This window comes from Nocardia sp. Tas62D01 (genome assembly GCF_055232035.1).
The window spans coordinates 7,316,078-7,338,216 of the sequence record NZ_JBUYUZ010000001.1 but is presented as its reverse complement, the minus strand read 5'-3'; the positions used below and the strand labels follow the sequence as shown (position 1 = coordinate 7,338,216).

Genomic DNA, 22,139 nt, shown 5'->3' with positions numbered 1-22,139 from the left:
GCGCGGGTTCGACTCGCTTGGGTCGATTCGTACCCGAACCGAGACGAATTCCATTCGGCGCGAGTCCTACTCGAGTTCGCCCTCGGTCTCCAGGTACACCTGCCGCAGCCGGTCCAGGGTCGCCTGCTCGGGCCGCTCCCACAGGTCGCGTTGGGCGGCCTCCAGCAGGCGCTCGGCGATTCCGTGCAGCGCCCACGGGTTCGACTGCTCCATGAACTTGCGGTTCACGTCGTCGAAAACGTAGCTTTCCGCGAGCTTTTCGTACATCCAGTCGGCGACCACATTGGTGGTGGCATCGTAGCCGAAGAGGTAGTCGACGGTGGCGGCCATTTCGAAGGCGCCCTTATAGCCGTGCCGACGCATCGCCTCCAGCCAGCGCGGATTCACCACGCGGGCGCGGAACACGCGGGAGGTCTCCTCCGAGAGGGTGCGGGTGCGGACTGCGTCGGGGCGGGTGCTGTCGCCGATATATGCCTCGGGGTTCTTGCCGGTCAGCGCGCGCACGGTGGCCACCATGCCGCCGTGGTACTGGAAGTAGTCGTCGGAGTCGGCGATGTCGTGTTCGCGGGTGTCAGTGTTCTTGGCGGCCACCGTGATTCGCCGGTAGGCGGTGCGCATGTCGTCGGCGGCGGGGGCGCCGTCGAGGTCGCGGCCGTAGGCGAAACCGCCCCACGCGGTGTACACCTGCGCAAGGTCGTCGTCGGTGCGCCAGCTCTTCGAATCGATCAGCTGCAGGATGCCCGCGCCGTAGGTGCCGGGCTTGGAGCCGAAGATGCGGGTGGTAGCGCGGCGCTCGTCACCGTGTTCGGCGAGGTCCGCCTGGGCGTGGGCGCGAACGTAATTCGCCTCCAGCGGCTCGTCGAGTTCGGCGACCAGCCGCACCGCGTCGTCCAGCAGCGCGAGCACGTGCGGGAACGCGTCGCGGAAGAATCCGCTGATGCGCACGGTGACGTCGATGCGCGGCCGGCCGAGCTCCGCAGGCGAGATGACCTCCAGCCTGGTGACGCGGCGGCTGGCCTCGTCCCACACCGGCCGCACGCCGAGCAACGCGAAGACTTCGGCGATGTCGTCGCCGGAGGTGCGCATCGCCGAGGTGCCCCACACCGAAAGGCCCACCGAGCGCGGGTATTCGCCGTGATCGGCCCGATACCGATCCAGCAGCGAATCCGCCATGGCCTGCCCGGTTTCCCAGGCCAGCCGGGACGGCACCGCCTTGGGGTCGACGGAGTAGAAGTTCCGGCCGGTCGGCAGCACATTGATCAATCCACGCAGCGGGGAACCGCTCGGGCCCGCCGGAATGAAGCCGCCGTTGAGCGCGTGCAACACCCGATCGATCTCGGCGCCGGTCTGGCGCAGCCGCGGCACCACCTCGGTCGCGGCGAACCGCAGCACCTGCCGCACGGCGGGATTGTCGGTGATGGCGTCCACCGCATCGGCGGACCACTCGGTCGCCTGCAGCGCCGAGACCAGTTCGCGTGCTTGGGCTTCCACGTGGTCCACGCGCTCGCGCGCCTCGGTGCCCGACTCGTCGAGACCCAGCGCCTCGCGCAGGCCGGGCACATTGCGCTCCCCGCCCCACAGCTGGCGCGCACGCAGCATGGCGAGCACCAAGTCCAGCTCGCTCTCCCCGACGGGCGCCTGGCCGAGAATGTGCAGGCCGTCGCGGATCTGCACGTCCTTGATCTCGCACAGCCAGCCGTCGACGTGCAGCAGCATGTCGTCGAAGACGTCTTCCTCGGGGCGTCCGGCCAGCCCGAGATCGTGGTCCATCTTCGCCGCCCGCATCAGCGTCCAGATCTGCTGGCGGATCGCGGGCAGTTTGGCCGGGTCGAGGCTGGAGATATTGGCGTGCTCGTCGAGCAGCTGCTCCAAACGTGAGATATCGCCATAGCTTTCGGCCCGCGCCATCGGCGGGATCAGGTGATCGACGAGGGTGGCGTGGGCGCGACGCTTGGCCTGGGTGCCCTCGCCGGGGTCGTTGACCAGGAACGGGTAGATCAGCGGCAGCTCGCCGAGGGCGGCGTCGGTGCCGCAGGAGGCGGACATGCCGAGGGTCTTGCCGGGTAGCCATTCCAGATTGCCGTGCTTGCCGAGGTGCACCATGGCATCGGCGGCGAAACCGTCCGGCGCGGCGATCCAGCGGTAAGCCGCGAGGTAGTGGTGGCTCGGCGGCAGATCGGGGTCGTGATAGATGGCGACCGGGTTTTCACCGAAACCGCGCGGCGGCTGCACCATCAGCACGACGTTGCCGAAACGCAGTGCGGCAATGACGATTTCGCCGTCGGGATCCGCGGAGCGATCGACATACAGTTCGCCAGGCGGCAGGCCCCATGCATCGATCACGGCCTCGCGCAAGTCATCCGGAAGAGTGTCGAACCACGCGCGATACTGCTTCGCGCCGATGCGGATAGGATTGCCTTCGAGCTGTTCGGCGGTGAGCCAGTCTGGATCCTGACCGCCCGCGGCGATGAGCGCGTGGATCAGGGCATCGCCGTCGCGCTCCGCGAGCCCCGGCACTTCGCCGTCGGCACCCAGATCGTAACCGGCGGAACGCATCTCGGTCAGCAGCCGGATCGCACTCGCCGGAGTGTCCAGGCCGACCGCATTGCCGATCCGGGCGTGCTTGGTCGGGTAGGCCGACATCATCAGGGCAACGCGGCGCTGTCCCGTCGGGATGTGCCGCAGCCGCGCGTGCCGCACCGCGATCCCCGCCACCCGCGCCGCGCGCTCGGGATCCGGCGTGTACGTGGACAGACCGTCAGCGTCGAACTCCTTGAAGGAGAACGGGACCGTGATGATGCGGCCGTCGAATTCGGGCACCGCGACCTGCGTCGCCACATCCAGCGGCGAGAGCCCGTCGTCATTGGGCGCCCACTGCGCGCGCCCAGTGGTCAGGCAAAGCCCCTGCAGGATCGGCACATCCAGCTCGGCCAGTGCCGCGACATCCCATGCCTCGTCGTCGCCGCCGGCCGACGCGGTCGCCGGCTTGGACCCGCCCGCCGCGAGCACGGTCACCACCAGGGCATCGGCCTGACGAAGCGTTTCCAGTAGTTCCGGTTCGGCGGTGCGCAGCGACGCACAATAGAGCGGCAACGGACGCGCCCCGGCGTTCTCGATGGCGGTGCACAGCGCGTCGATGTAGCCGGTGTTCCCCGCGAGATGCTGTGCGCGGTAATAGATGACGGCGACAGTCGGCCCAACGACCGCTGCCGCGTCGCGCCCCAGTTCACCCCAACTCGGCAACTGCACCGGCGGCTCGAAGCCGTGCCCGGTGAGCAGCACCGTGTCCGACAGGAAGTTGTGCAGCTGTCGCAGATTCTCCGCGCCACCCGCAGCGAGGTAGTTGTGCGCGTCGGCGGCCACGCCACCCGGCACCGTCGAGCACTCCATCAACTCGGCATCCGGCGCCAGCTCACCACCGAGCGCCACCATCGGAACGCCGCTGGCGCGCACGGCTGCCAGGCCCTCTTCCCAGGCTCGCTTGCCGCCGAGGATCCGCACGATCACCAGATCGGCGCCGTCGAGCAGCGCGGGCAGGTCCTCGACCAACAGGCGAGCGGGATTGCCCCACCGATAGTCCGCGCCACTCGCGCGCGCGCTCAACAGATCGGTGTCGGACGTGGACAGCAGCAAAATCACAGGTGACAGCCTTCCTCGGGTAACGCGCCCATCGGGGTTCGTTGCTCGCCGGAGAGGGTCTGGCTTATGACAGTGGCGCGACCGCACCGGAGTTTCACCGGTTTCCTCGTCGCCCGCCGAGCATCCAGATGCTACCCGTCACCACGAGGCCCCTCACCCACGTGCCCATCCGGGCCGGGCTCGATCTGGACAGCACCTACCTGGATCTGCTGTGGCCGCTGCTGGTCATGAGCGCAGGGCTCGGATTGTGCACCGCCCCCGCGCCCGCGGCGATCATCGCGGGTACCCCGGTCGAAAAGCATGGTGTCGCGGCCGCGGTCAACGACGCCGCCCGGGGGGTCGGGGCCGCGATCGGCATCGGCATCGCGGGCAGCATCCTCGTCGCCGGTTACAGCAATCGAATCGAGCCCGCCTTGCCTCGATTCCCGGTGTACGCCCGCGGCCCGTCTCCGACTCGCTGGCCGCGGCCCTACACCGAGCGCATCGACCCGCAAGCGAAGCCGCTGGCCGATTTCGCCAAAGCCGCCTTCATCCACGGCGCCCAACAAGCCTCGCTCGCACTGGGATTCATGACGGTGATCGCCGCCGTGCTCGTCGCCGCGTGGACGCCGGGCCGCCCCGCACACGAGCACACGGGAATCTTTCGCGAGCCGCACCGAACAAGCAACCGACGAGCCCCTGACGGCGTCGAGCACGTAAGGAGGCCACAACCCGCTACGTCAGGTCGGGGTTTCCTTCGACGATCTTCAGGTTGTAGTGAAATCGGTTGACACGCCAGCCCGCGGCGGTGCGTTCGACGGCGATCGTGTAGCTGCCGATGAAGGTGCGGATGGTGCCGTTGGTCGCGTCGGTCCTCAGGTGGACGGCGATCGCGTCGGCATGCAGCGAGGCGTGGTCGTCTTGGAGATCAATGAGGTAATTCCCGGCCTGGTGGTGCACGGCGTCCAAGTCGCTGAGGCCGGTGCGCCAGTCGCCGACGATATCGGCGGCGGGTCGGATGCCGACCGAGCCGCCGAAACCGCCGTCGAAATCGACCTTCGGGGTAAACACGTCGGTGAGCAGATCGTCCCAACGCTTCTGGTCGGTGTAGACGAACATCCGGGTGACGACTTCGATGATCGCGAGCCGGTCGGCGACGGTAGAGATTTCGGTCATTCGCCCACCGTAAATGAGCCGTGCACGGCGAGCCCATCGAATATTCGACAACAGACCGCGGCGCGGGGCGCAGCGGGTGATCATGTTTCCGGTGACACGGCGGGTCGTACGCTGGATGGGTCATGACGCGTACAACTCCCGACTCCTGCCCCGGCGTGCTGCGGCTGCATCAAGCCGCCGACGGGCCGCTGGCTCGTATCCGGATGCCCGGTGGGCGGCTCGAACCACAGCAACTACAGGCACTCGCCGAATCGGCCCGCGACCTCGGCGACGGGAACATCGAACTCACCTCGCGCGGCAATGTGCAGCTGCGTCAGGTGCGCGATGCGGCCGATCTGACGACCCGGTTGGAGGCAGCCGGACTGCTGCCGAGCCACACCCACGAGCGGGTGCGCAATATCGTCGCCTCGCCGCTGGCCGGTCGCGTCGGCGGATGGGCCGACATGCACGGACTGGTCCCGGCGCTCGACGAAGGTTTACGCGCGGCACCGCGGCTGGCACAGCTGCCGGGCCGGGTGCTGTTCACCCTCGACGACGGCCGCGGCGACGTAAGCGGTCTCGGTGGCGATATCGGCGTGCACGCCGTCGACGCGGACGAATTCGCGGTGCTACTTGCCGGGCGCGACAGCGGGATTCGGGTGGCCGCGACCGATGCGGTGGATGTCATGCTCGCCGCCGCGCACGGCTTCCTCGACCTGAGTTCCGGTCAGTGGCGGCTGCACGAGATAGAGGACGGCGCCGCCCGCGTGACTGAGCTGCTCGGCCTGACGCCTGGCGCGGACCGGCTGGAACTCGGTGCCACCCATGACATTCCGATCGGCTGGCTGACCCAGGACAACGGACTGATCAGCCTCGGCGCCGGGGTCCGGCTCGGCGCGCTGCCCGCGCGCACCGCCGAATTCATCGCCGCCGTCGAACGCCCGGTCTTCGTGACGCCGTGGCGCAGCCTGGTGCTCGCGGACTTGGAGGAGTGGCCCGCCGAACAGGTGGTCCGGGTGCTCGCCCCGATGGGCCTGATCTTCGACGCGAACTCCCCCTGGCTGCTGGTCAGCGCCTGCGCGGGCCAACCCGGCTGCGCGAAATCGATCACCGACGTCCGCGCCGACATCGCGGCAGCGGTCGAATCCGGTCGGGTGGCTGCGGCCGAGCCGGAACCATCCGAACCTTCAGTGCCGCAACTCGATTCGTCGGCAGCGCGGGCTAATCCGGTCTTTGCGGCCGAGGACGTGACGGTAGCCGGACGCCAACACTGGTCCGGTTGCGACCGCCGCTGCGGCAGGCCCCGCAGCGCGGTCACCGATGTGGTCGCCACCGCGGACGGCTACCGCGTCGACTGATCGGCATCCCACGGGTGCCGTTCTGACAGGAAGATTTCCTCTAGGCAGCCGCGCTGGGTTCCCTCCTCGGGTCCTCATGGATTTCCAGGGTGCAGCACTTGACGCCGCCGCCCGCCTTGAGCAGCTCCGACAGATCGAGGCCGACCGGGTTGTAGCCGTGCGCGCGCAGTGTCTCCATCAGATCGACTGCCTTGTCGCTGATGAAGACGTTGAGTCCATCGCAGACGCCGTTCAATCCGAGCACCACCGCGTCCGCATCGGTGGCCACGATTGCGTCCGGGTAGAACTCGGCCAGCAGCGCCTGGCTCGCCGCGCTGAAAGCGGGCGGGAAGTACGCGATATTCGCCTCGTCGAGCGTCATCATCGCGGTGTCGAGATGATAGAAGCGCGGATCGACCAGTTCGAGGGACACCACCGGGAGATCGAAGTAGCGCGCGACTTCCCGGTGTGCCGCAAGCGAACTGCGGAACCCGGTCGCCGCGAGGATGCGGTCACCGACGAGCAGGAAGTCGCCCTCGCCCTCGTTGATCTCCTGCGCCCCGGCCAATTCGGACAGCCCCCGCTGCGCGAACCAGTGGTGATACGCGGGGCCCTCGGCCGCACGTTCGGGGTGGGTGAACCGCGCCGACAGTGCCCGATCCCCGACGACCAGGCCACTGTTCGCGGCGAACACCATGTCGGGCAGGCCCGGTTCGCCGGGAACCATCTCGATGCGGTGGCCGTACTCCTCGAAGGTCGCGCGCAGCGTCTCCCACTGCACGAGGGCGAGCGCGCGATCGACCGGTTCGGCCGGATCCATCCACGGGTTGATCGAGTAGAAGACGTCGAAATGGTCCGGACGGCACATGACGAACTGTCGTGGCGAAGGTTGCCGGGTGGCGGCGGGCTCGTCATAGAGGATGGCTACGGAGGTCAACGTGTCTCCCTAGGGGTAGGCGCGGATCATTCAGCTGATACGACGGTAATTCGCCTACTATTGCGTCAGAAACAACGATTCATTGCACAGATATATGGCCGAGCGACGAATCATTGCGTGACACAAGAACGGATGTGGCGTGGACGACATCGACCGGCGGATTCTGGCCCAGTTGCTCAGGCAGGCGCGCGCTTCGTTTCAGGAGATCGGCGCCAAGGTCGGTCTGTCGGCGCCCGCCGTCAAACGCCGTGTCGACAAGATGGTCGCCAGCAGACAGATCACGGGCTTCACCGCGCTGGTCAATCCCGCCGCGCTCGGCTGGACCACCGAGGCGTACGTCGAGGTCTACTACCGCGACAACATCACACCGGCCGAGCTGCGCCGCAGCCTGGAGCCGATTCCCCAGGTGGTGGGTGTCTGGACGATCGCGGGCGAAGCCGACGCGCTCGTCCACGTGATGGCCACCGATATGGCCGAGATCGAGTCGACCGTCGAGCGCATCAGGGAGAACACCCGGGTGGGCCGCACCCGTAGCTCCATCGTCATGTCACGCATCCTCGAACGGCCGCGTACCTGACCCAGCCGCGGGGGCACAGACGCCACCGCGCCCCGTAGCAGCGGTACGACCTAGGAGGCGTGCAGTCACTCCGCGACGGCGGCTGCCCCGCTTGCCGATCATGTCGGAGCACTCGATCGCGTGGCACCCCACCGACTGCATGGCTGAGGCACCTCATATGGTGGTCCGCATGTCCGACGTGCATGCCAGCTACCTCACCGACGGGGCCGAGATCTATCGGCGCTCGTTCGCGACGATCCGCGCCGAGGCGGATCTGGGCGCGTTCCCGCCGGATGTGGCGCAGGTGGTGGTGCGGATGATCCACGGGTGCGGGCAGGTGGATCTCGCACAGGACGTGGCCTTTTCGGCCGGCGTGGTGGCGTCGGCGCGGGCCGCGCTGCGGGCGGGTGCGCCGATTCTGTGTGATGCGAACATGGTCGCCTCGGGCGTCACGCGCAAGCGGTTGCCCGCCGACAACGAGGTGATCTGCACCCTTGCCGATCCACGGGTGCCGGAACTTGCTGCGACACTGGGTAATACGCGCTCGGCGGCGGCGCTGGAGCTGTGGCGTGACCGGCTCGACGGCGCGGTGGTCGCGATCGGAAACGCGCCGACCGCACTCTTTCATCTGCTGAACATGCTCGATGCGGGTGCGCCGCGCCCGGCCGCGATCCTCGGCATTCCCGTCGGATTCATCGGCGCCACCGAATCCAAGGACGCGCTCATCGATGCCGGTGGGGTCGAATACCTGACCGTGCGCGGCAGGCGTGGCGGCAGCGCCATCACCGCATCGGCGCTGAATGCGATTGCGAGCGAACAGGAATGACCGGGGCAGTGCGCGGCAAGTTATGGGGTATCGGGCTCGGCCCCGGCGATCCGGAACTGGTGACCGTGAAAGCGGCTCGGATCATTGCCTCGGCCGACGTGATCGCCTTCCACAGCGCCCGGCACGGACGTAGCATCTCCCGCGCCATCGCCGCGCCGTACATGCGCGAAGGCCAACTGGAAGAACACCTCGTCTACCCGGTGACCACCGAGACCACCGACCATCCCGGCGGATACCGGGGCGCCATCGACGAGTTCTATGAACAGGCCGCCGAGCGGCTGGCCACGCACCTCGCGGCGGGCCGGTCGGTGGCGCTGCTTGCCGCGGGCGACCCCCTCTTCTACAGCTCCTACATGCACATGCACCGTCGGCTCGCCGACCGCTTCGAGGCCGAGATCATTCCCGGCATCACGTCGGTGAGCGCCGCATCGGCGGCGCTGGGCACGCCGCTGGTCGAGGGCGAACAGGTGCTCACCATCCTGCCCGGCACCATGCCCACCGACGAACTCACCCGCCGCCTTCGCGAGACCGACGCCGCCGCCATCATGAAACTCGGCCGCACCTATCCCGGTGTGCGCCAAGCACTCTCGGACTCCGGCCGCCTCGCCGACGCCTACTACATCGAGCGCGCCAGCTCGGAACGACAACGCGTACTGCGCGCCGCCGACGTAAACGACACCGACGTCCCCTACTTCTCCATCACCCTGGTACCGGGCCCATACCCGACAACCCCACTGTGCCTGGCGAATAGCGCACGGCCACAGCAGCAGATCACTACCGATGCCGCTCACCCCAGGTACACCGATCCGATTCGAGACACTACCGCCGCCGAATCCGGCGACACCGCACCGTCGGCACCTCTAGTGGGGGCCGATTCCGACAGCGCACATCCGATCGGTGCCGCCCAGCAGCTCGAAACAGACCTGCCCGGCGCGGGCCCGATCGGAGCGGCCGAACCCACGGGCACGTCCTCCTCCGGTTCAACGGGCGAAGTAGTGGTGGTCGGGCTCGGTCCGGGTTCGGCGGAGTGGACCACGCCCGAGGTGCGGCAGGCGCTGGCCGAGGCCACCGACCTCGTCGGCTACACCACCTACATCAACCGGGTGCCGTCGAGCCCCGGGCAGCGCAGGCATGCCAGCGACAATCGCGTCGAATCCGAGCGCGCCGCAATGGCATTGGATCTGGCCAAGCAGGGCGCGAAGGTCGCGGTGGTTTCCTCGGGTGATCCCGGCGTGTTCGCGATGGCCGCAGCGGTGCTCGAGGAGTCCGCCGATCCGCAGTGGCAGGGCGTGCCCGTGCGTGTGCTCCCCGGCATGACCGCCGCCAACGCCGTCGCCAGCCGGGTCGGTGCGCCACTCGGCCACGACTACGCGATGATCTCGCTATCTGACCGGCTCAAGCCGTGGGATGTTGTCGCGCAACGCCTTTCGGCGGTCGCCGCCGCAGATATGGCGATCGCCATCTACAACCCCGCCTCCTCCCAGCGCAGCTGGCAGGTCGGGGCGATGCGAGACCTGCTGCTCGAGCACCGCAAGCCCGACACCCCGGTGGTGATCGGCCGCGATGTCGGCAGCCCCACCGAGTCCGTCCGCGTCGTCACGCTCGCCGACCTCGACCCCGCCGAGGTCGACATGCGCACGCTGCTCATCGTCGGCGCCTCCACCACAGCCTCGATAGAGACCGACCTCGGCCCCCGCGTCTACACATCCCGGCGCTACCAACGCTGATCCGCGGGCTCGACTGCCTTGTCCCTCGGACTGACCGCCCTCGGTCGCCTGTGCGGCCGAAATCGAGTAATGGCTATGGGGATCGGGCTCGCGGACCGGGGCCATCAACAACTTTCGGCCACTTTCGAACACGGCATGCGGCGGCCGTAGCGGTCCGACAGCGGACCGCCGATCAGTAGCGCGGGCACAATGCCGAGCACATACTCGAACAGCAGCACGTCCACCGTGGTGACCGGCAGCCCGTTGTTCTTGTACATCACCAACAGCGGCGTGAATTCGTTTCCGCCCCAGGCGATCGCGAACATCGCCGCGGCAACGCCCCACCACCGCTTCGAAGCGGCGCCGAGTTCCGGCGACCGGGTATCGATGGTGGTGAGCGTTGCCATCACAGACCTCTCAGTTCGAGCTGGTGTACGCCCGAAAGGTGCTCGACAAGGGCGGTGGCGAAGCCCGCCGCATCGCCTGCTTCGATCAGCTCGGCGAGCCGCGCGTGCTGCTCGATGATCCTGGCGATGTCGGTCGAACCCCGATGCAGCGCAACGCTGTTCATTCGGCGCTGCCGTTCGCGCAGCGAGTCGTAGAACCCGGTCAGCAAGGGGTTGCCCGCGGCGACCACATAGGTGCGGTGAAAGTCGGTGTCCTCCACGGCGAACCGGTCGAAGTCCGCGGCCTCGGCCAGATCCCGCTGCCGGTCTAGTGATGACCGCAGTGCGGCCGACAGCACCGACCGATCGGCGATAATCCCCGCGCGCACGGCTCCGGTCTCCACGATGTACCTGGCGTGCGCCAGGTGTTCGGCCTCGGCGGGCGGGATCGGGACCACCAGCGCGCCACGCTTGGGGTAGAGCTTCATCCACCCCTCGGCCTCGAGCCGCAGGAACGCCTCACGCACGGGCGTCCTGGACATACCGAGGTCGGCCGCGATCTCGCCCTCGCTGATCAACTCGCCACCCGGCAGCGCTCCCGTGAGGATGCGCTCCTTCACCTCATGGAAGGCCCGCTCAGCCGATGAATACGTCTTAGACACAAGTTGTATCTTATCAACATGGAGTCCGGAATCGGGTATGAGCGGACGGTACTCGAGTGGTTCGATCGGCTGCCGGAACTGCTGCGCCGCTGATCAGTCCACGAACCCGATCGGCTCGATCGCCGCTTCGGGCACTCGGCCGCCGGTCAACCCGAGGTTCTCCAGTCGCTCGATTGACGCATTCGAACGGCAGCGGATCGCATCGACGACGTCAGCGCAAAGTTCGGGCCGCGTTCTGCCGCAACCACTCCCACGCCACCGGCACGCTGTCCGCGACGACCGCACCAGCCGGGAGAGCGGGCCGGTCGATCATGACGACCGGAAGTCCTGCGGCGCGGGCCGCGACGAGTTTGGCGTCGGTTTGGTCGCCGCCGCTGTCTTTCGTGACCAGCACCTCGATGCGGTGCCACGTCAACAGGTTCGATTCGTCCTCGACGGCGAAAGGGCCACGCGCAAGCAGCAATTCGTGGTGCGGGGGCAGCGCGCCTTCGGGCGGGTCGATGGCGCGGATCAGGAACCATGGCTGCGACAGTTCCGCGAAAGCCCCGACGCCCTGACGTCCGATCGTCAGGAACACCCGATCCCCCAGTCCCGCAACAGTTGCCGCCGCGGCGGCGAGATCGGGCACGCGGATCCACCGGTCCCCCGGCCGCTCCGGCCAACCGGGTCGACGCACATGCAGCAGGGGCAAATCCACATACTTGGCGGCGGTGGCGGCGTTCGCGCTGATGATGCCCGCGAACGGGTGCGTCGCATCGACCACGGCCTCGATTGCGTTGGCCACCAGCCACTCCCGCAATCCGTCGGCCCCACCGAAACCGCCGACCCGCACCGCACCCTCCGGCAGCAGCGGGTCACGAACGCGACCCGCGAGCGAGGAGACGATATCGAATCCTCGCTCGCCGGAAGCGATATGGGCGAGTTCCCTGGCTTCCCGGGTGCCGCCCAGAATCAGGGTCTTCAGGGCTGGCCACTGAAGTAGGCGATGCCCGCGTTGATCAGGCTGGGTCCACCTGCGATGAGCAGGCCGATGAGCGCGCCCACCGGCAGGCCGATGCCGAAGAAGAAGAACCCGATGATGCCGCCGATGACGGCACCGAGCGACGCCCGCTGCAGTTCGGAGAAGAACCAGTCCTGCGATGCACTGATCTCGGCGGCCGACGGCGCGGACGCGGTCGGCTTGACGTCGGGGGTGAGCGTCAGCCGCTGCGCAGACGGGTCGATGGTGGCCGCGATCGGGATGATGTCCCCATCGGCGACCTTCGCCTTCAGCGGAATCGAGGTGACGACGGCGCCCGCCTCGTTCTTCACCGTGACCGACTTCTGGTCCGCATCGAGGCTGAACGCGCCACCGGTCAGGGTGGTGACGATCGACTTGCCCGCGTCGGTCATCTGCACCGCGTAATTCACGCCCTGGTCGGTGCCCGTGACGGTCGGCGAGCTGGCTTGATCCTGCACCGCCGGTGTGGGCGCGGACGGCCCCGCATAGGACGTACCCGACGCGATTCCGGTGGCGCTGATGGCCAGAATTGCAGTAGCGGCAAACTTCTTGTACTTCATCTATTTCCCATCAGTTCGGATTTCCGACCACGATCGGATCGGGGACCGACCCTACCCGTTCACCTGAGTCTGTACCATGTGCTCTGATCGAGGATTTCACAGCGAACCTTTGACGACCGACCACTGCGTGACCGGCAGCTGCGGACGCCAGGTCGTAAACTTTCCCAGCGGCTCGGCATGGTAAATCTGAAACTTCTGCAGTTCACCGCCGTGTGCGGCGGCCCAGGTCAGCAGCAGCGCTTCCGATTCCGCAGTCACCGCGTTCGCCACCAGCCTGCCCCCTTGGCGCAGTTGCGACCAGCATGTCTCGAGCAGGCCGTCCTGGGTGAGTCCGCCACCGACGAAAACGGCGTCTGGAGAGGCTGCTTCGACGGATTCGTCCACCTCGGTGCGCACTTCCCCGCGCACGACGACATGCGGGACACCCAGGGTGGCGGCATTGTCTGCGATCTGCCGCCGCCGGTGCTCGAGCCGCTCGAAGGTGACCGCCCAGCAGGCGGGATGGGTGCGACACCATTCGATCGCGATACTGCCCGAGCCCCCGCCGACATCCCACAGCAGTTCGCCCGGCGCGGGGGCCAGCGCCGCGAGAGTCAGCGCTCGCACTTCGGACTTGGTGAGCTGGCCATCACCACCGTACAGGCCATCCGGCAGACCCGGAATCCTGGTCGCCCGCAGTCGTTTCGGGTCGGCGACGCATTCGATCGCCACGATGTTCAATGGATCGCCTGCGGGCAGATCCCAGCTCTGCGCCTCGGCGACTCGAATTTCTTCGGCCGGGCCACCCAACTGCGCGAGCACGGTCACCGTCGATGCACCGAAACCGTTGCGGCGCAGCAACTCCGCAACTCGGCCGGGCGTATTCTCGTCGGCGCTGAGCACGAGCACCCGCCGCCGGTCCGCCAATTCGGGCAGCACCGTCTCCACCGGCCGCCCGACCGCACTGACAATCGGCACCTCGGCCAGCGCCCACCCCAACCGCGCACATGCCAGCGACGCCGACGACGGCTGCGGCAGCACCCGCAATGCCCTCGCCCCCAACAATCGCGCCAGCGTCACCCCGATGCCGTAAAACATCGGATCCCCACTGGCGAGCACACAGATTCGAGCGCCCGCATACCGCTCGAACAAGCCGGGCAGCGCGGGCACCAGCGGCGACGGCCACGCCACCCGTTCCGAAACCACATCCTCCGGCACCAGCCCCAACTGCCGCCCGGACCCGAACAGCACCGCGCTCCCGGCGATCGCCTCCCGCGCCAACCGCCCGAGACCATCCCACCCATCAGCCCCGATCCCGACCACCGCGACCGGCGGGTCCGCCCACGATTCGCCAGTCGTCGCGGAACCCGCGTCGGCGGCGACATCCGACATGGCAACACCGGTTACCGCTGTGATCACTCCACCCGGTGGCGACGCTGCGGTGCCCAGTCCAGCCGGCGACGGCCCTGTCGTGCCCACTCCAGCCGGCGACGACCCTGTGGTGGCCGCTCTCGGCAGCGGTGCAGCCGCGCGCACCCCGGCCGGATTCGCTTCGGAGGCAGTCACATTCAGAGTCTCTTCGCTCCGCGCATCGAGAGCACCGACCCGCGCGCCGTGCGCGGCGATCCCTGAATGCGGATCAGCCGCTCCCCCGACGCGTTCCGACTCGGTCACCAGGGCAGCCGCCGCCAGATGGCTTGCGGGAGCAGGCGCATCACGAAGAACACCGGCAGCAGTGCCCGCGGCACCCACACCCGACCTGCACGACGGCGAAGACCGTCGACGACCGCGGCGGCGACCTGATCGGGGGTGGTCGACAGCGGAGCCGGGTCCATGCCCTCGGTCATCCGGCCGATGACGAAGCCCGGGCGGACCAGCAGCAGGTGAACGCCAGTCCCGTGCAGGGCATCCGCGAGTCCGCCGGCGAAGCCGTCGAGCCCCGCCTTGGCCGAGCCGTACACGTAGTTGACCCGCCGGACCCGGGCGCCTGCTACCGAACTGAACACCACGATTTGGCCGTCACCCTGCGCGCGCAGCAGGTTCGCCAGCGTGGTGAGTACGCTGATCTGTGCGACGAAGTCGGTGTGTACCACAGCGAGCGCGTGGGCCGGATCCTGTTCCGCGCGTGCCTGATCGCCGAGCAGCCCGAACGCGAGCACCGCCACCCCGAGTCCGCCGTACTCGGCGGCGACCTTCTCCAGCAGCGCGGGATGACTCGCGGTGTCGTCGGCGTCGAACTCGACCGCATGCACCGCCGTCGCCCCTGCCTCCAGCACCTCCGCACTCTCCTCGGCCAGTTCCCCGCTGCGCCGCGCCGCCAGAATCACCGTGCGCCCCGGCGCCAGCCGCCGCGCCACCTCGAGCCCGATCTCACTGCGCCCACCGAGCACCAGCACCGGCCCGTCAGCAATCCCGCGCGCACCTCGCATTCCCATATGCCCAGTCTGTCATTCCACCCGGCTCGACCCGCGGCACCCCGGCTGGCCTGTCCACACCCAGCTCACCCCGCGCACACCCAGCTCGACCCGCCCAGACCCAGCTCGCCCCTCTCACTCCCGCGCTGCCCGTCCACACCCGGCTCGCCCGTCCACACCCGGCTCGCCCGTCCACACCCCGCTCGCCCTCTCACTCCCGGGCCGCCCGTCCACACCCGACTGGCCCCGCCCGTACCCGGCTGGCCTGCCCGCATCCAGCTCGCCCGCCCGCCAATCTTGAAGCACCCTCGCCGAGCAACCAGATCCAGCAACGGGTGACTCCATCGCGCGACCTCACAATCCGACACCTCGGGCACAACTGGGACGCGACTTCCCAGTGTCAGGAACGACGCCACCACAACCCGATTGGGCTCATGTCCGCTTTATCGACCTCTGCGCGGGTATGCGACATGCCTGGGCAATCCAGTGCCGCAAAAGGACACCACCAGCGGATACACGCACACGCGGCCGTCGATGGCCGCGCAATCGGCCCAACCGCTGGGCAGGCGCCGCCCGAGCGGACAGCGATCACCGCTACCGTCGAGGTATGCCGACAAGCACTGCTTCACTTTCCCCTGCCGCGCTCGAGTTCGTCACCGAGCGGCATCTCGCGACATTGACCACGTTGCGCGCCGACGGCACACCGCATGTCGTGGCGGTGGGGTTCACCTGGGATCCCGACGCCGGGATCGCGCGGATCATCACCAACGATGGATCGGTGAAGGTGCGCAATGTGCGCCGGTCCGGGTACGCGGCCGTGAGCCAGGTGGACGGGATTCGCTGGCTCACCCTGGAAGGCCCCGCCAAGGTCCTCGACGATCCCGACAGCGTCGCCGAGGCGGTCGACCGCTACGCGGGCCGCTACCGGGTGCCACGGGAGAACCCGACTCGTGTGGTGATCGCGATCGAGGTGCGGAAGGTGCTGTCGAGTGGCACTGTGACGGCAGCCCCTACAGCACCGTAAGGTCGTGCGGCCGTTGATTCATCGACTCACAACCGTCCTCGGTCACCACGACGATGTCTTCGATCCGGGCGCCCCAGTCGCCGCGGAAGTAGATGCCGGGTTCGATGCTGAATACCATGCCTGCCTGCAGGATCAGGTCGTTGCCACGCACGATGTAGGGCTCCTCGTGCACGGAAAGGCCGATGCCGTGGCCGGTGCGGTGCACGAAGGCGGGGCCTAAACCGGCCGCGGTCAACGGGTTTCGCGCGGCGGCGTCGACCGATTCAGCCGACACCCCGGGGCGGACGGCGGCGACGGCGACGGCGTGCGCGCGTTCCAATTCCGCGAATTGCGCGGCCACTTCCGGAGTGGGTTCGCCGAGCACATAGGTACGGGTCGAGTCGGAGTAGTAGCCGGGCTCGACCGGGCCGCCGATGTCGATGACGACCACGTCGCCGGGTTCGATCCGGCGCTCGGACACCTCATGGTGCGGGTCCGCGCCGTGCGGGCCACTACCGACGATGACGAACGCGGCTGCGGTGTGCCCCTCTTCGATGATGGCGGCCGTGATATCCGCGGCGACCTCGGCCTCGGTCCGCCCGGCCCGCAACCACTCGCCCATCCGGGCGTGCACCCGGTCGATCGCGGCGCCCGCGCGGCGCAGCGCGTCGACCTCCGCGGTGTCCTTGATCATGCGCAGTTCGCGCAGTACCGGAGTGGCCGAAACCGGTAGGCCGCCGAAGGATTCGGCCAACGGCAACAGGTGCAGCGCGGGCATGGCATCGGCCACCGCGACCCGCGAGCCGACGTGTAGCGCCGAGCGCACAATCTGATACGGATCGGTGCCGTCGACCCAGTCCAGCACCTGCAGCCCGAGATCGCCCGCGGCGGAGTCCTCCAGCGACGCCAGTTCCAGTTTCGGGATCACCACCGACGCGGTCGCGCCGTCGGCCGGGATCACCAGGCACGTGAGCCGTTCGAAGGATTCGGCCGCCGACCCGATCAGGTAGCGCAGATCCGGGCCCGGCGTGATCAGCAAGGCATCGAGATGGGCGGTACGTATCAGCTCCACCACCCGCTCGAGCCGGTCACCGTAGACATCCGCCGCGAATCGTGACTCCCTGTGCGAGCTCATACCCCTTGACGTTACCCGCCGACGCCGGCCCGTACAGACCGCCCACCCTGGCTCACTCGTGGCGGCCGTAGGTGCCGGAGCAGCAGCAGTCCATTCCCTTGGCAGATCCAGGCGGCAGCCGGTGTACCGGTCGATCGGGGCGGGTGGCTGTGCGCCCGAGCGGCACGAAGTGGTGCAACCGAGTCCGAATCCGGGGCGTAATCTTCGGGGCTTGTCGGGTGGGGCAGGTAGCCTCACCGAAGTGACCTCAGCTGCGACTTCCGGTGCACCCCTGCTGCTGCTCGATGGAGCAAGCCTGTGGTTCCGTGCGTTCCACGCGATCCCCGAGAAGATCACCGCACCGGACGGCCGGTCGGTGAACGCGGTGCGCGGGTTCACCGACATGGTCGGGTCACTGATCGCCAAGCACGCGCCGAGCAGGCTGGTGGTCTGCCTGGATCTGAATTGGCGCCCGGCATTCCGGGTGGAGTTGGTGCCGTCCTACAAGGCCCATCGCCTCGACACCTCGATCGATGCGGCACCCGGCGCCGAAGAGGTGCCCGACCGGCTCACTCCGCAGGTCGACATGATTCTCGAGGTGCTCGCGGCCGCGGGCATCGCCACCGGCGGCGCCGACGGACTGGAAGCCGACGACGTGCTCGGCACTCTCGCGACCAGGGAACGCACCGATCCGGTGGTGGTCGTCAGTGGTGACCGTGACCTGCTGCAGCTGGTGCGCGACGACCCGACGCCACCGGTGCGGGTGCTGTACGCGGGGCGCGGGCTTGCCAAGGCCGAACTGTTCGGCCCGGCCGAGGTGGCCGCGAAATACGGTGTGCCCGTGGCGAATGCGGGTCCGGCCTACGCGGATATGGCCACGTTGCGCGGCGATGCCTCGGATGGTCTGCCCGGCGTCGCGGGCATCGGCGACAAGTCCGCGTCGGTGTTGATCTCCCGATTTGGTTCACTCGAGGCGCTACAGGCCGCCCTGGACGATCCGGCCGCGGATCTCGCACAGGGTGTACGCGCCAAACTGCGCGCGGCGCAGGCATACCTGAAGGCAGCGGCCCCGGTGGTCCGCGTGGTCCAGGACGCGGACGTCGAACTTTCCCGCCCCGATATCCTCCCCACCACCCCGGCGGACCCGGATCGCTTGCGCGAATTGGCCGCCGAATACAACGCCGAGAGCCCCATCGCACGACTGATCAAGGCGATGGCGCGCTAGTGAGACAGACTCGCCGGACGCCCGCGCTCTGACGCGGGCCGCCCGGTACGCGGGTCAGTTCGGGCGACCGACCTCGTAGGTGCCGTCGTCCTTGGTGATCTTGACGGTGACCTTCTTCTGCTCACCACTGACCTTCAGGCTGCAGGTGAAGGTCGCGTCGACCTGGACCTTCTGGCCGGACGGGCAGGACACATCGGCGACGTCCTGAATGCCGTAGGAATCCGAGAGCACCTTTTTGACGCCGTCTTGCACGGCCGAATTGTCGAGCTCGTCCTTGCTGGTCACCACGACGATCAGGGCGACGACGGCGGCAATCACGGCGACAGCGAGCACGCCGAGGCCGATGAATAGGCCCTTCTTGCTCTTACCGCCGCTCGACGGCGGGGTCTGCTGAGCCGCCCCCCACTGCGGCTGCTGACCCCACTGCCCCTGCGGCTGCTGACCGGGCTGGCCCCAATCCTGCTGCGGCTGACCGGGCTGCTGACCCCACTGCGGCTGACCCGGCGTCTGGCCCCACTGCGGCTGGCTGGGCTGGTTGGGCGGCTGCTGGCCCCACTGCGGCTGGCTGGGTTGGCTCGGCTGCTGGCCCCACGGCTGCTGGCTGGGTTGGCTCGGCTGCTGGCCCCACGGCTGCTGCGGCTGGCCTGGCGTCTGATCCCAATGCTGGGTCGGCTGGGCGAGCGGGGGCTGCTGGCCCCACTGCTGGGTGGGCCCGGCGGGGCCCGGTACCTGCCCGCCCCACTGCTGGGTGGGGTCGTTGCGTCCCTCCCCGGGACCAGGGGCGTCGTTCGGTCCGTACGGGCCGCTCATCTGCTTGCCTCCACTCGCATCGTTGTACATACGGTAGCCCCCCGCGTGAGACTCGTCGCATAACAGGACCAATCCCGTTTCCGAACTGATCTGTCCGACTCCTTCGCCACGGTCGGTACGCGAAGAAATCAAATCACAATCGAATCCGCTACGCCGCGTCCACCGCAACGACACCCCGTCGGATCGCACGCACCGCCTTCGCCGCGGTTCCGGCGATCTCCGGATCGTCGGCGGTGCCGTGAATCTGATCGAGCAGATCGATCACCTGCCTGCACCAGCGCACGAAATCGCCCGCCGACAGCGGTGCGCTCTGATCGCCACTGGCCAGCAACGATTCGGCCAACCCGTCGCCGCGCGCCCATTTGTAGACGCCTGTGACGAAGCCGAGATCGGGTTCGCGGGTCGGCGGCAGCTTGTGCCTCGATTCGTCGGAACGCAGTTGCGTCCACCCGCCGATGGTGGCGCCGACCGCCCGCCGGATCGGCTCGGTCGGTCCGCTCACGCTGAGATAACCGCCCTCTTGACGCGACTCGTACACCAGACTCGACACCACGGCGGCCAGTTCGGCCGGGCCGAGTCCGCGCCACAGTCCCTGCCGCAGGCATTCCACGACGAGCAGGTCGGTTTCCGCGTAGATGCGGGCCAGCCTGCGGCCGTCGGCGGTCACCTCGCCCTCGTGCACGAACCCGCGTTCCTCCAGCAGGCCGAGGATTCGGTCGAAGGTGCGGGCCAGCGAGTTCGTCGTCGCGGCAACCTTCTGGCGCATCGTCTCGGTCTCGCGCGCCAACCGGTTGTAGCGCTCGCCGACCCGGCTCATCTGCTCTCGGTCCGAGCGCGTGTGCGCCGAATGCGCGCGCAGGCTGCGCCGCAGCGTGTCCAGTTCCCTATCGTCGGCCGCCTCGGACCGTTGGCCGCGCCGTTGTCGACCCGGCACCGCGATCCCGGTGCTGCGCAACGCAGACGCCAGATCACGCCGCGTGCTCGCGGTCCGATGGTCCACCCGGCGCGGCAGCCGCATATGACCGAGCGCCTTCGCAGGTACCGGGAAATCGGCCACCGACACCCGGCCCGCCCACTTATCCTCGGTGAGCACCAGCGGTCGCGGGTCGCCGGGCGTGGCGTCCGGCTCCAGGATCACCGCGAGCCCCGCGCGGCGTCCGGCGGGAATCGCCACCACATCGCCGCGACGCAACGACGTCAGCGAACTGACCGAGGCACCGCGGCGGTCCGAGCGACTCTGCTGTTCGAGCTGACGTTCCCGCTGCTTGATCCGTTCCCGCAGCGAAATATATTCCAGGAAGCCACCATCCGCGCCACCGAGCTGGTCGCGCAATTTCCGCAGCTGGGCCTCGTTGCGTTCGATGCCGCGCACCAAACCCACCACCGAGCGGTCGGCCTGGAACTGCGCGAAGGACCGCTCGAGCAGGGCGCGCGAATCGTCGGCGCCCATCCGGTCGATCAGGTTGATCGACATGTTGTAGCCCGGCCGGAACGAACTGCGCAGCGGATAGGTGCGAGTGGAGGCGAGGCCGGCGACCGCGCTGGCATCGACCTCCGGCTGCCACAGCACCACCGCGTGGCCCTCGACATCGATGCCGCGACGGCCGGCGCGGCCGGTAAGCTGCGTGTATTCGCCGGGGGTGAGCTCGGCGTGCGACTCGCCGTTGTACTTGACGAGCCGTTCCAGCACCACCGTGCGCGCGGGCATATTGATGCCCAATGCCAGTGTTTCCGTGGCGAATACGGCCCGCACCAGCCCGCGCACGAACAGTTCCTCGACGGTATGCCGGAAGGCGGGCAGCATACCCGCGTGATGCGCCGCCAGACCGCGGTGCAGCGCCTCGCGCCACTCCCAGTAGCCGAGTACCTCGAGATCGTCCTTCGGCAGATCACCGGTGTGCTTCTCGATGATGGCGTCGATCTCTTCGGTGTCGACCTCTCGGCTCAGATCCAGCCGCGACCGCACGCATTGTGCGAGCGCCCCATCGCAGCCTGCCCTGCTGAAGATGAAGGTGATCGCGGGCAGCAGCCCTTCCTCGTCCAGCTTGGCCAGCACCTCCGGGCGCGGCAGCGGGCGGAAGTCCCGGCGCGGGCCGCCGCGGCCGTTGCGCGGGCCGCCCCAGCCGTTCGCCCGGTCGGCGGTCTCCCGATGCCGGATGTAGCGCACCAGGTCCTCGTCGACGAGGACCTTCTGGTCGCTGGAATTGGTGTCGAACAGGTCGAACATCCGCCGCCCGACCATGACGTGCTGCCACAGCGGCACCGGGCGCGTCTCGTCCACCACCACGGCGGTATCGCCGCGCACGGTTTCCATCCACGCCCCGAATTCCTCGGCGTTGCTGACCGTCGCGGACAGGCTGACCAGGCGCACGTCCGGCGGCAGATGCAGGATGACTTCTTCCCATACCGCGCCGCGGAAACGGTCGGCGAGGTAGTGCACCTCGTCCATCACCACAAAGGCCAGACCGCGCAAGGCATCCGAGGACGCGTAGAGCATGTTGCGCAGCACCTCGGTGGTCATCACGACCACGGGCGCGTCCGGATTGATCGACTGGTCACCGGTGAGCAAACCCACCTGGTCGCGACCGTACCGCTCGGTGAGATCGGCGAACTTCTGGTTGGACAGCGCCTTGATCGGCGTGGTGTAGAAGCACTTTCCGCCCGCGGCCAAGGCCAGATGCACGGCGAACTCGCCGACAACAGTCTTACCGGCACCGGTCGGCGCACACACCAGCACGCCGTGCCCACCCTCGAGGGCCGCACAAGCATTGCGCTGGAATGGATCCAGGGTGAAACTCAGCTCGGCAGAAAACTTTGCCAGCTCGCCCGTCTGCGACCGGTGATTGGACAC

Annotated in this window: 18 protein-coding genes, 1 pseudogene and 1 riboswitch; of the genes and pseudogenes, 7 read left to right on the top strand and 12 right to left on the bottom strand. The window is 68.3% G+C overall.

The window, feature by feature from the left end; translation table 11 throughout:
• Positions 1 to 66: 66 nt before the first annotated feature.
• Positions 67 to 3,639, bottom strand: a complete 3,573-nt coding sequence (cobN, locus tag ACV7NQ_RS35070; protein WP_463363473.1) for a cobaltochelatase subunit CobN — start codon at positions 3,637 to 3,639, stop codon at positions 67 to 69.
• A gap of 33 nt (positions 3,640 to 3,672) precedes the next feature.
• A riboswitch (cobalamin riboswitch) is annotated at positions 3,673 to 3,772 on the bottom strand.
• Between cobN and ACV7NQ_RS35065 the strand changes: the two genes are divergently transcribed.
• A complete protein-coding gene (locus ACV7NQ_RS35065) occupies positions 3,768 to 4,409 on the top strand; it encodes a hypothetical protein (RefSeq protein ID WP_463363472.1) in 642 nt (213 codons plus the stop codon). (Overlaps the previous riboswitch by 5 nt.)
• Here the strand turns inward: ACV7NQ_RS35065 and ACV7NQ_RS35060 are convergent.
• Positions 4,354 to 4,794 (bottom strand): nuclear transport factor 2 family protein, encoded by a 441-nt coding sequence (locus ACV7NQ_RS35060; protein WP_463363471.1) that lies wholly within the window; start codon positions 4,792 to 4,794, stop codon positions 4,354 to 4,356. The two genes, ACV7NQ_RS35065 and ACV7NQ_RS35060, sit on opposite strands and share 56 nt — an antisense overlap.
• Before the next feature lie 122 nt (positions 4,795 to 4,916).
• Between ACV7NQ_RS35060 and ACV7NQ_RS35055 the strand changes: the two genes are divergently transcribed.
• Positions 4,917 to 6,131, top strand: coding sequence for a precorrin-3B synthase (locus ACV7NQ_RS35055; RefSeq protein WP_463363470.1), 1,215 nt, complete (start codon positions 4,917 to 4,919; stop codon positions 6,129 to 6,131).
• Positions 6,132 to 6,171: 40 nt separating this feature from the next.
• On the opposite strand, the gene ddaH is transcribed toward ACV7NQ_RS35055, so the two are convergent.
• Positions 6,172 to 7,047, bottom strand: a complete 876-nt coding sequence (gene ddaH, locus ACV7NQ_RS35050) for a dimethylargininase (RefSeq protein ID WP_463363469.1) — start codon at positions 7,045 to 7,047, stop codon at positions 6,172 to 6,174.
• A 139-nt stretch (positions 7,048 to 7,186) separates the two neighbouring features.
• Here ddaH and ACV7NQ_RS35045 point away from each other — a divergent pair, with 139 nt between their 5' ends.
• From ACV7NQ_RS35045 to cobJ, 3 genes are all read left to right on the top strand, one after another.
• Positions 7,187 to 7,624 carry an Lrp/AsnC family transcriptional regulator gene (locus ACV7NQ_RS35045; RefSeq protein ID WP_463363468.1) on the top strand — a complete coding sequence of 146 codons (438 nt, stop codon included), beginning with the start codon at positions 7,187 to 7,189 and terminating at the stop codon, positions 7,622 to 7,624.
• Positions 7,625 to 7,793: 169 nt separating this feature from the next.
• The gene (locus ACV7NQ_RS35040) at positions 7,794 to 8,429 is read left to right on the top strand and encodes a precorrin-8X methylmutase (protein ID WP_463363467.1); all 636 of its coding nucleotides are present in this window, start codon (positions 7,794 to 7,796) and stop codon (positions 8,427 to 8,429) included.
• The gene (gene cobJ / locus ACV7NQ_RS35035) at positions 8,426 to 10,156 is read left to right on the top strand and encodes a precorrin-3B C(17)-methyltransferase (protein ID WP_463363466.1); all 1,731 of its coding nucleotides are present in this window, start codon (positions 8,426 to 8,428) and stop codon (positions 10,154 to 10,156) included. Before ACV7NQ_RS35040 ends, cobJ begins: the two co-directional genes overlap by 4 nt.
• Before the next feature lie 137 nt (positions 10,157 to 10,293).
• Here cobJ and ACV7NQ_RS35030 read toward each other — a convergent pair.
• The 6 genes and pseudogenes from ACV7NQ_RS35030 to ACV7NQ_RS35005 form a co-directional block, all read right to left on the bottom strand.
• A pseudogene (locus ACV7NQ_RS35030) lies at positions 10,294 to 10,542 on the bottom strand (MFS transporter); the annotation flags it as partial.
• Positions 10,542 to 11,183 carry a GntR family transcriptional regulator gene (locus ACV7NQ_RS35025; RefSeq protein ID WP_463363465.1) on the bottom strand — a complete coding sequence of 214 codons (642 nt, stop codon included), beginning with the start codon at positions 11,181 to 11,183 and terminating at the stop codon, positions 10,542 to 10,544. The pseudogene ACV7NQ_RS35030 and the gene ACV7NQ_RS35025, both read right to left, overlap by 1 nt.
• 211 nt (positions 11,184 to 11,394) lie before the next feature.
• On the bottom strand, positions 11,395 to 12,147 hold the full coding sequence (locus tag ACV7NQ_RS35020) for a cobalt-precorrin-6A reductase (protein ID WP_463365940.1): 753 nt from the start codon (positions 12,145 to 12,147) through the stop codon (positions 11,395 to 11,397).
• Complete coding sequence (locus tag ACV7NQ_RS35015) at positions 12,144 to 12,743, bottom strand: hypothetical protein (RefSeq protein WP_463363464.1); 600 nt, start codon at positions 12,741 to 12,743, stop codon at positions 12,144 to 12,146. The genes ACV7NQ_RS35020 and ACV7NQ_RS35015 overlap by 4 nt, the downstream gene beginning before the upstream one ends.
• A gap of 96 nt (positions 12,744 to 12,839) precedes the next feature.
• The gene (gene cbiE / locus ACV7NQ_RS35010; RefSeq protein ID WP_463363463.1) at positions 12,840 to 14,114 is read right to left on the bottom strand and encodes a precorrin-6y C5,15-methyltransferase (decarboxylating) subunit CbiE; all 1,275 of its coding nucleotides are present in this window, start codon (positions 14,112 to 14,114) and stop codon (positions 12,840 to 12,842) included.
• Between the two features lie 278 nt (positions 14,115 to 14,392).
• Positions 14,393 to 15,157 (bottom strand): SDR family NAD(P)-dependent oxidoreductase, encoded by a 765-nt coding sequence (locus ACV7NQ_RS35005; RefSeq protein ID WP_463363462.1) that lies wholly within the window; start codon positions 15,155 to 15,157, stop codon positions 14,393 to 14,395.
• A gap of 586 nt (positions 15,158 to 15,743) precedes the next feature.
• Here ACV7NQ_RS35005 and ACV7NQ_RS35000 point away from each other — a divergent pair.
• Complete coding sequence (locus tag ACV7NQ_RS35000; protein WP_463363461.1) at positions 15,744 to 16,160, top strand: PPOX class F420-dependent oxidoreductase; 417 nt, start codon at positions 15,744 to 15,746, stop codon at positions 16,158 to 16,160.
• Here ACV7NQ_RS35000 and ACV7NQ_RS34995 read toward each other — a convergent pair.
• Positions 16,147 to 17,274, bottom strand: a complete 1,128-nt coding sequence (locus ACV7NQ_RS34995) for a M24 family metallopeptidase (protein ID WP_463363460.1) — start codon at positions 17,272 to 17,274, stop codon at positions 16,147 to 16,149. The two genes, ACV7NQ_RS35000 and ACV7NQ_RS34995, sit on opposite strands and share 14 nt — an antisense overlap.
• A 241-nt stretch (positions 17,275 to 17,515) precedes the next feature.
• On the opposite strand from ACV7NQ_RS34995, the gene ACV7NQ_RS34990 reads away from it, so the two are divergent.
• Positions 17,516 to 18,478 carry a 5'-3' exonuclease gene (locus ACV7NQ_RS34990; RefSeq protein ID WP_463363459.1) on the top strand — a complete coding sequence of 321 codons (963 nt, stop codon included), beginning with the start codon at positions 17,516 to 17,518 and terminating at the stop codon, positions 18,476 to 18,478.
• 54 nt (positions 18,479 to 18,532) lie between these two features.
• On the opposite strand, the gene ACV7NQ_RS34985 is transcribed toward ACV7NQ_RS34990, so the two are convergent.
• Positions 18,533 to 19,288 carry a DUF4333 domain-containing protein gene (locus ACV7NQ_RS34985; RefSeq protein WP_463363458.1) on the bottom strand — a complete coding sequence of 252 codons (756 nt, stop codon included), beginning with the start codon at positions 19,286 to 19,288 and terminating at the stop codon, positions 18,533 to 18,535.
• Between the two features lie 148 nt (positions 19,289 to 19,436).
• On the bottom strand, positions 19,437 to 22,139 hold the full coding sequence (locus tag ACV7NQ_RS34980; protein WP_463363457.1) for a DEAD/DEAH box helicase: 2,703 nt from the start codon (positions 22,137 to 22,139) through the stop codon (positions 19,437 to 19,439).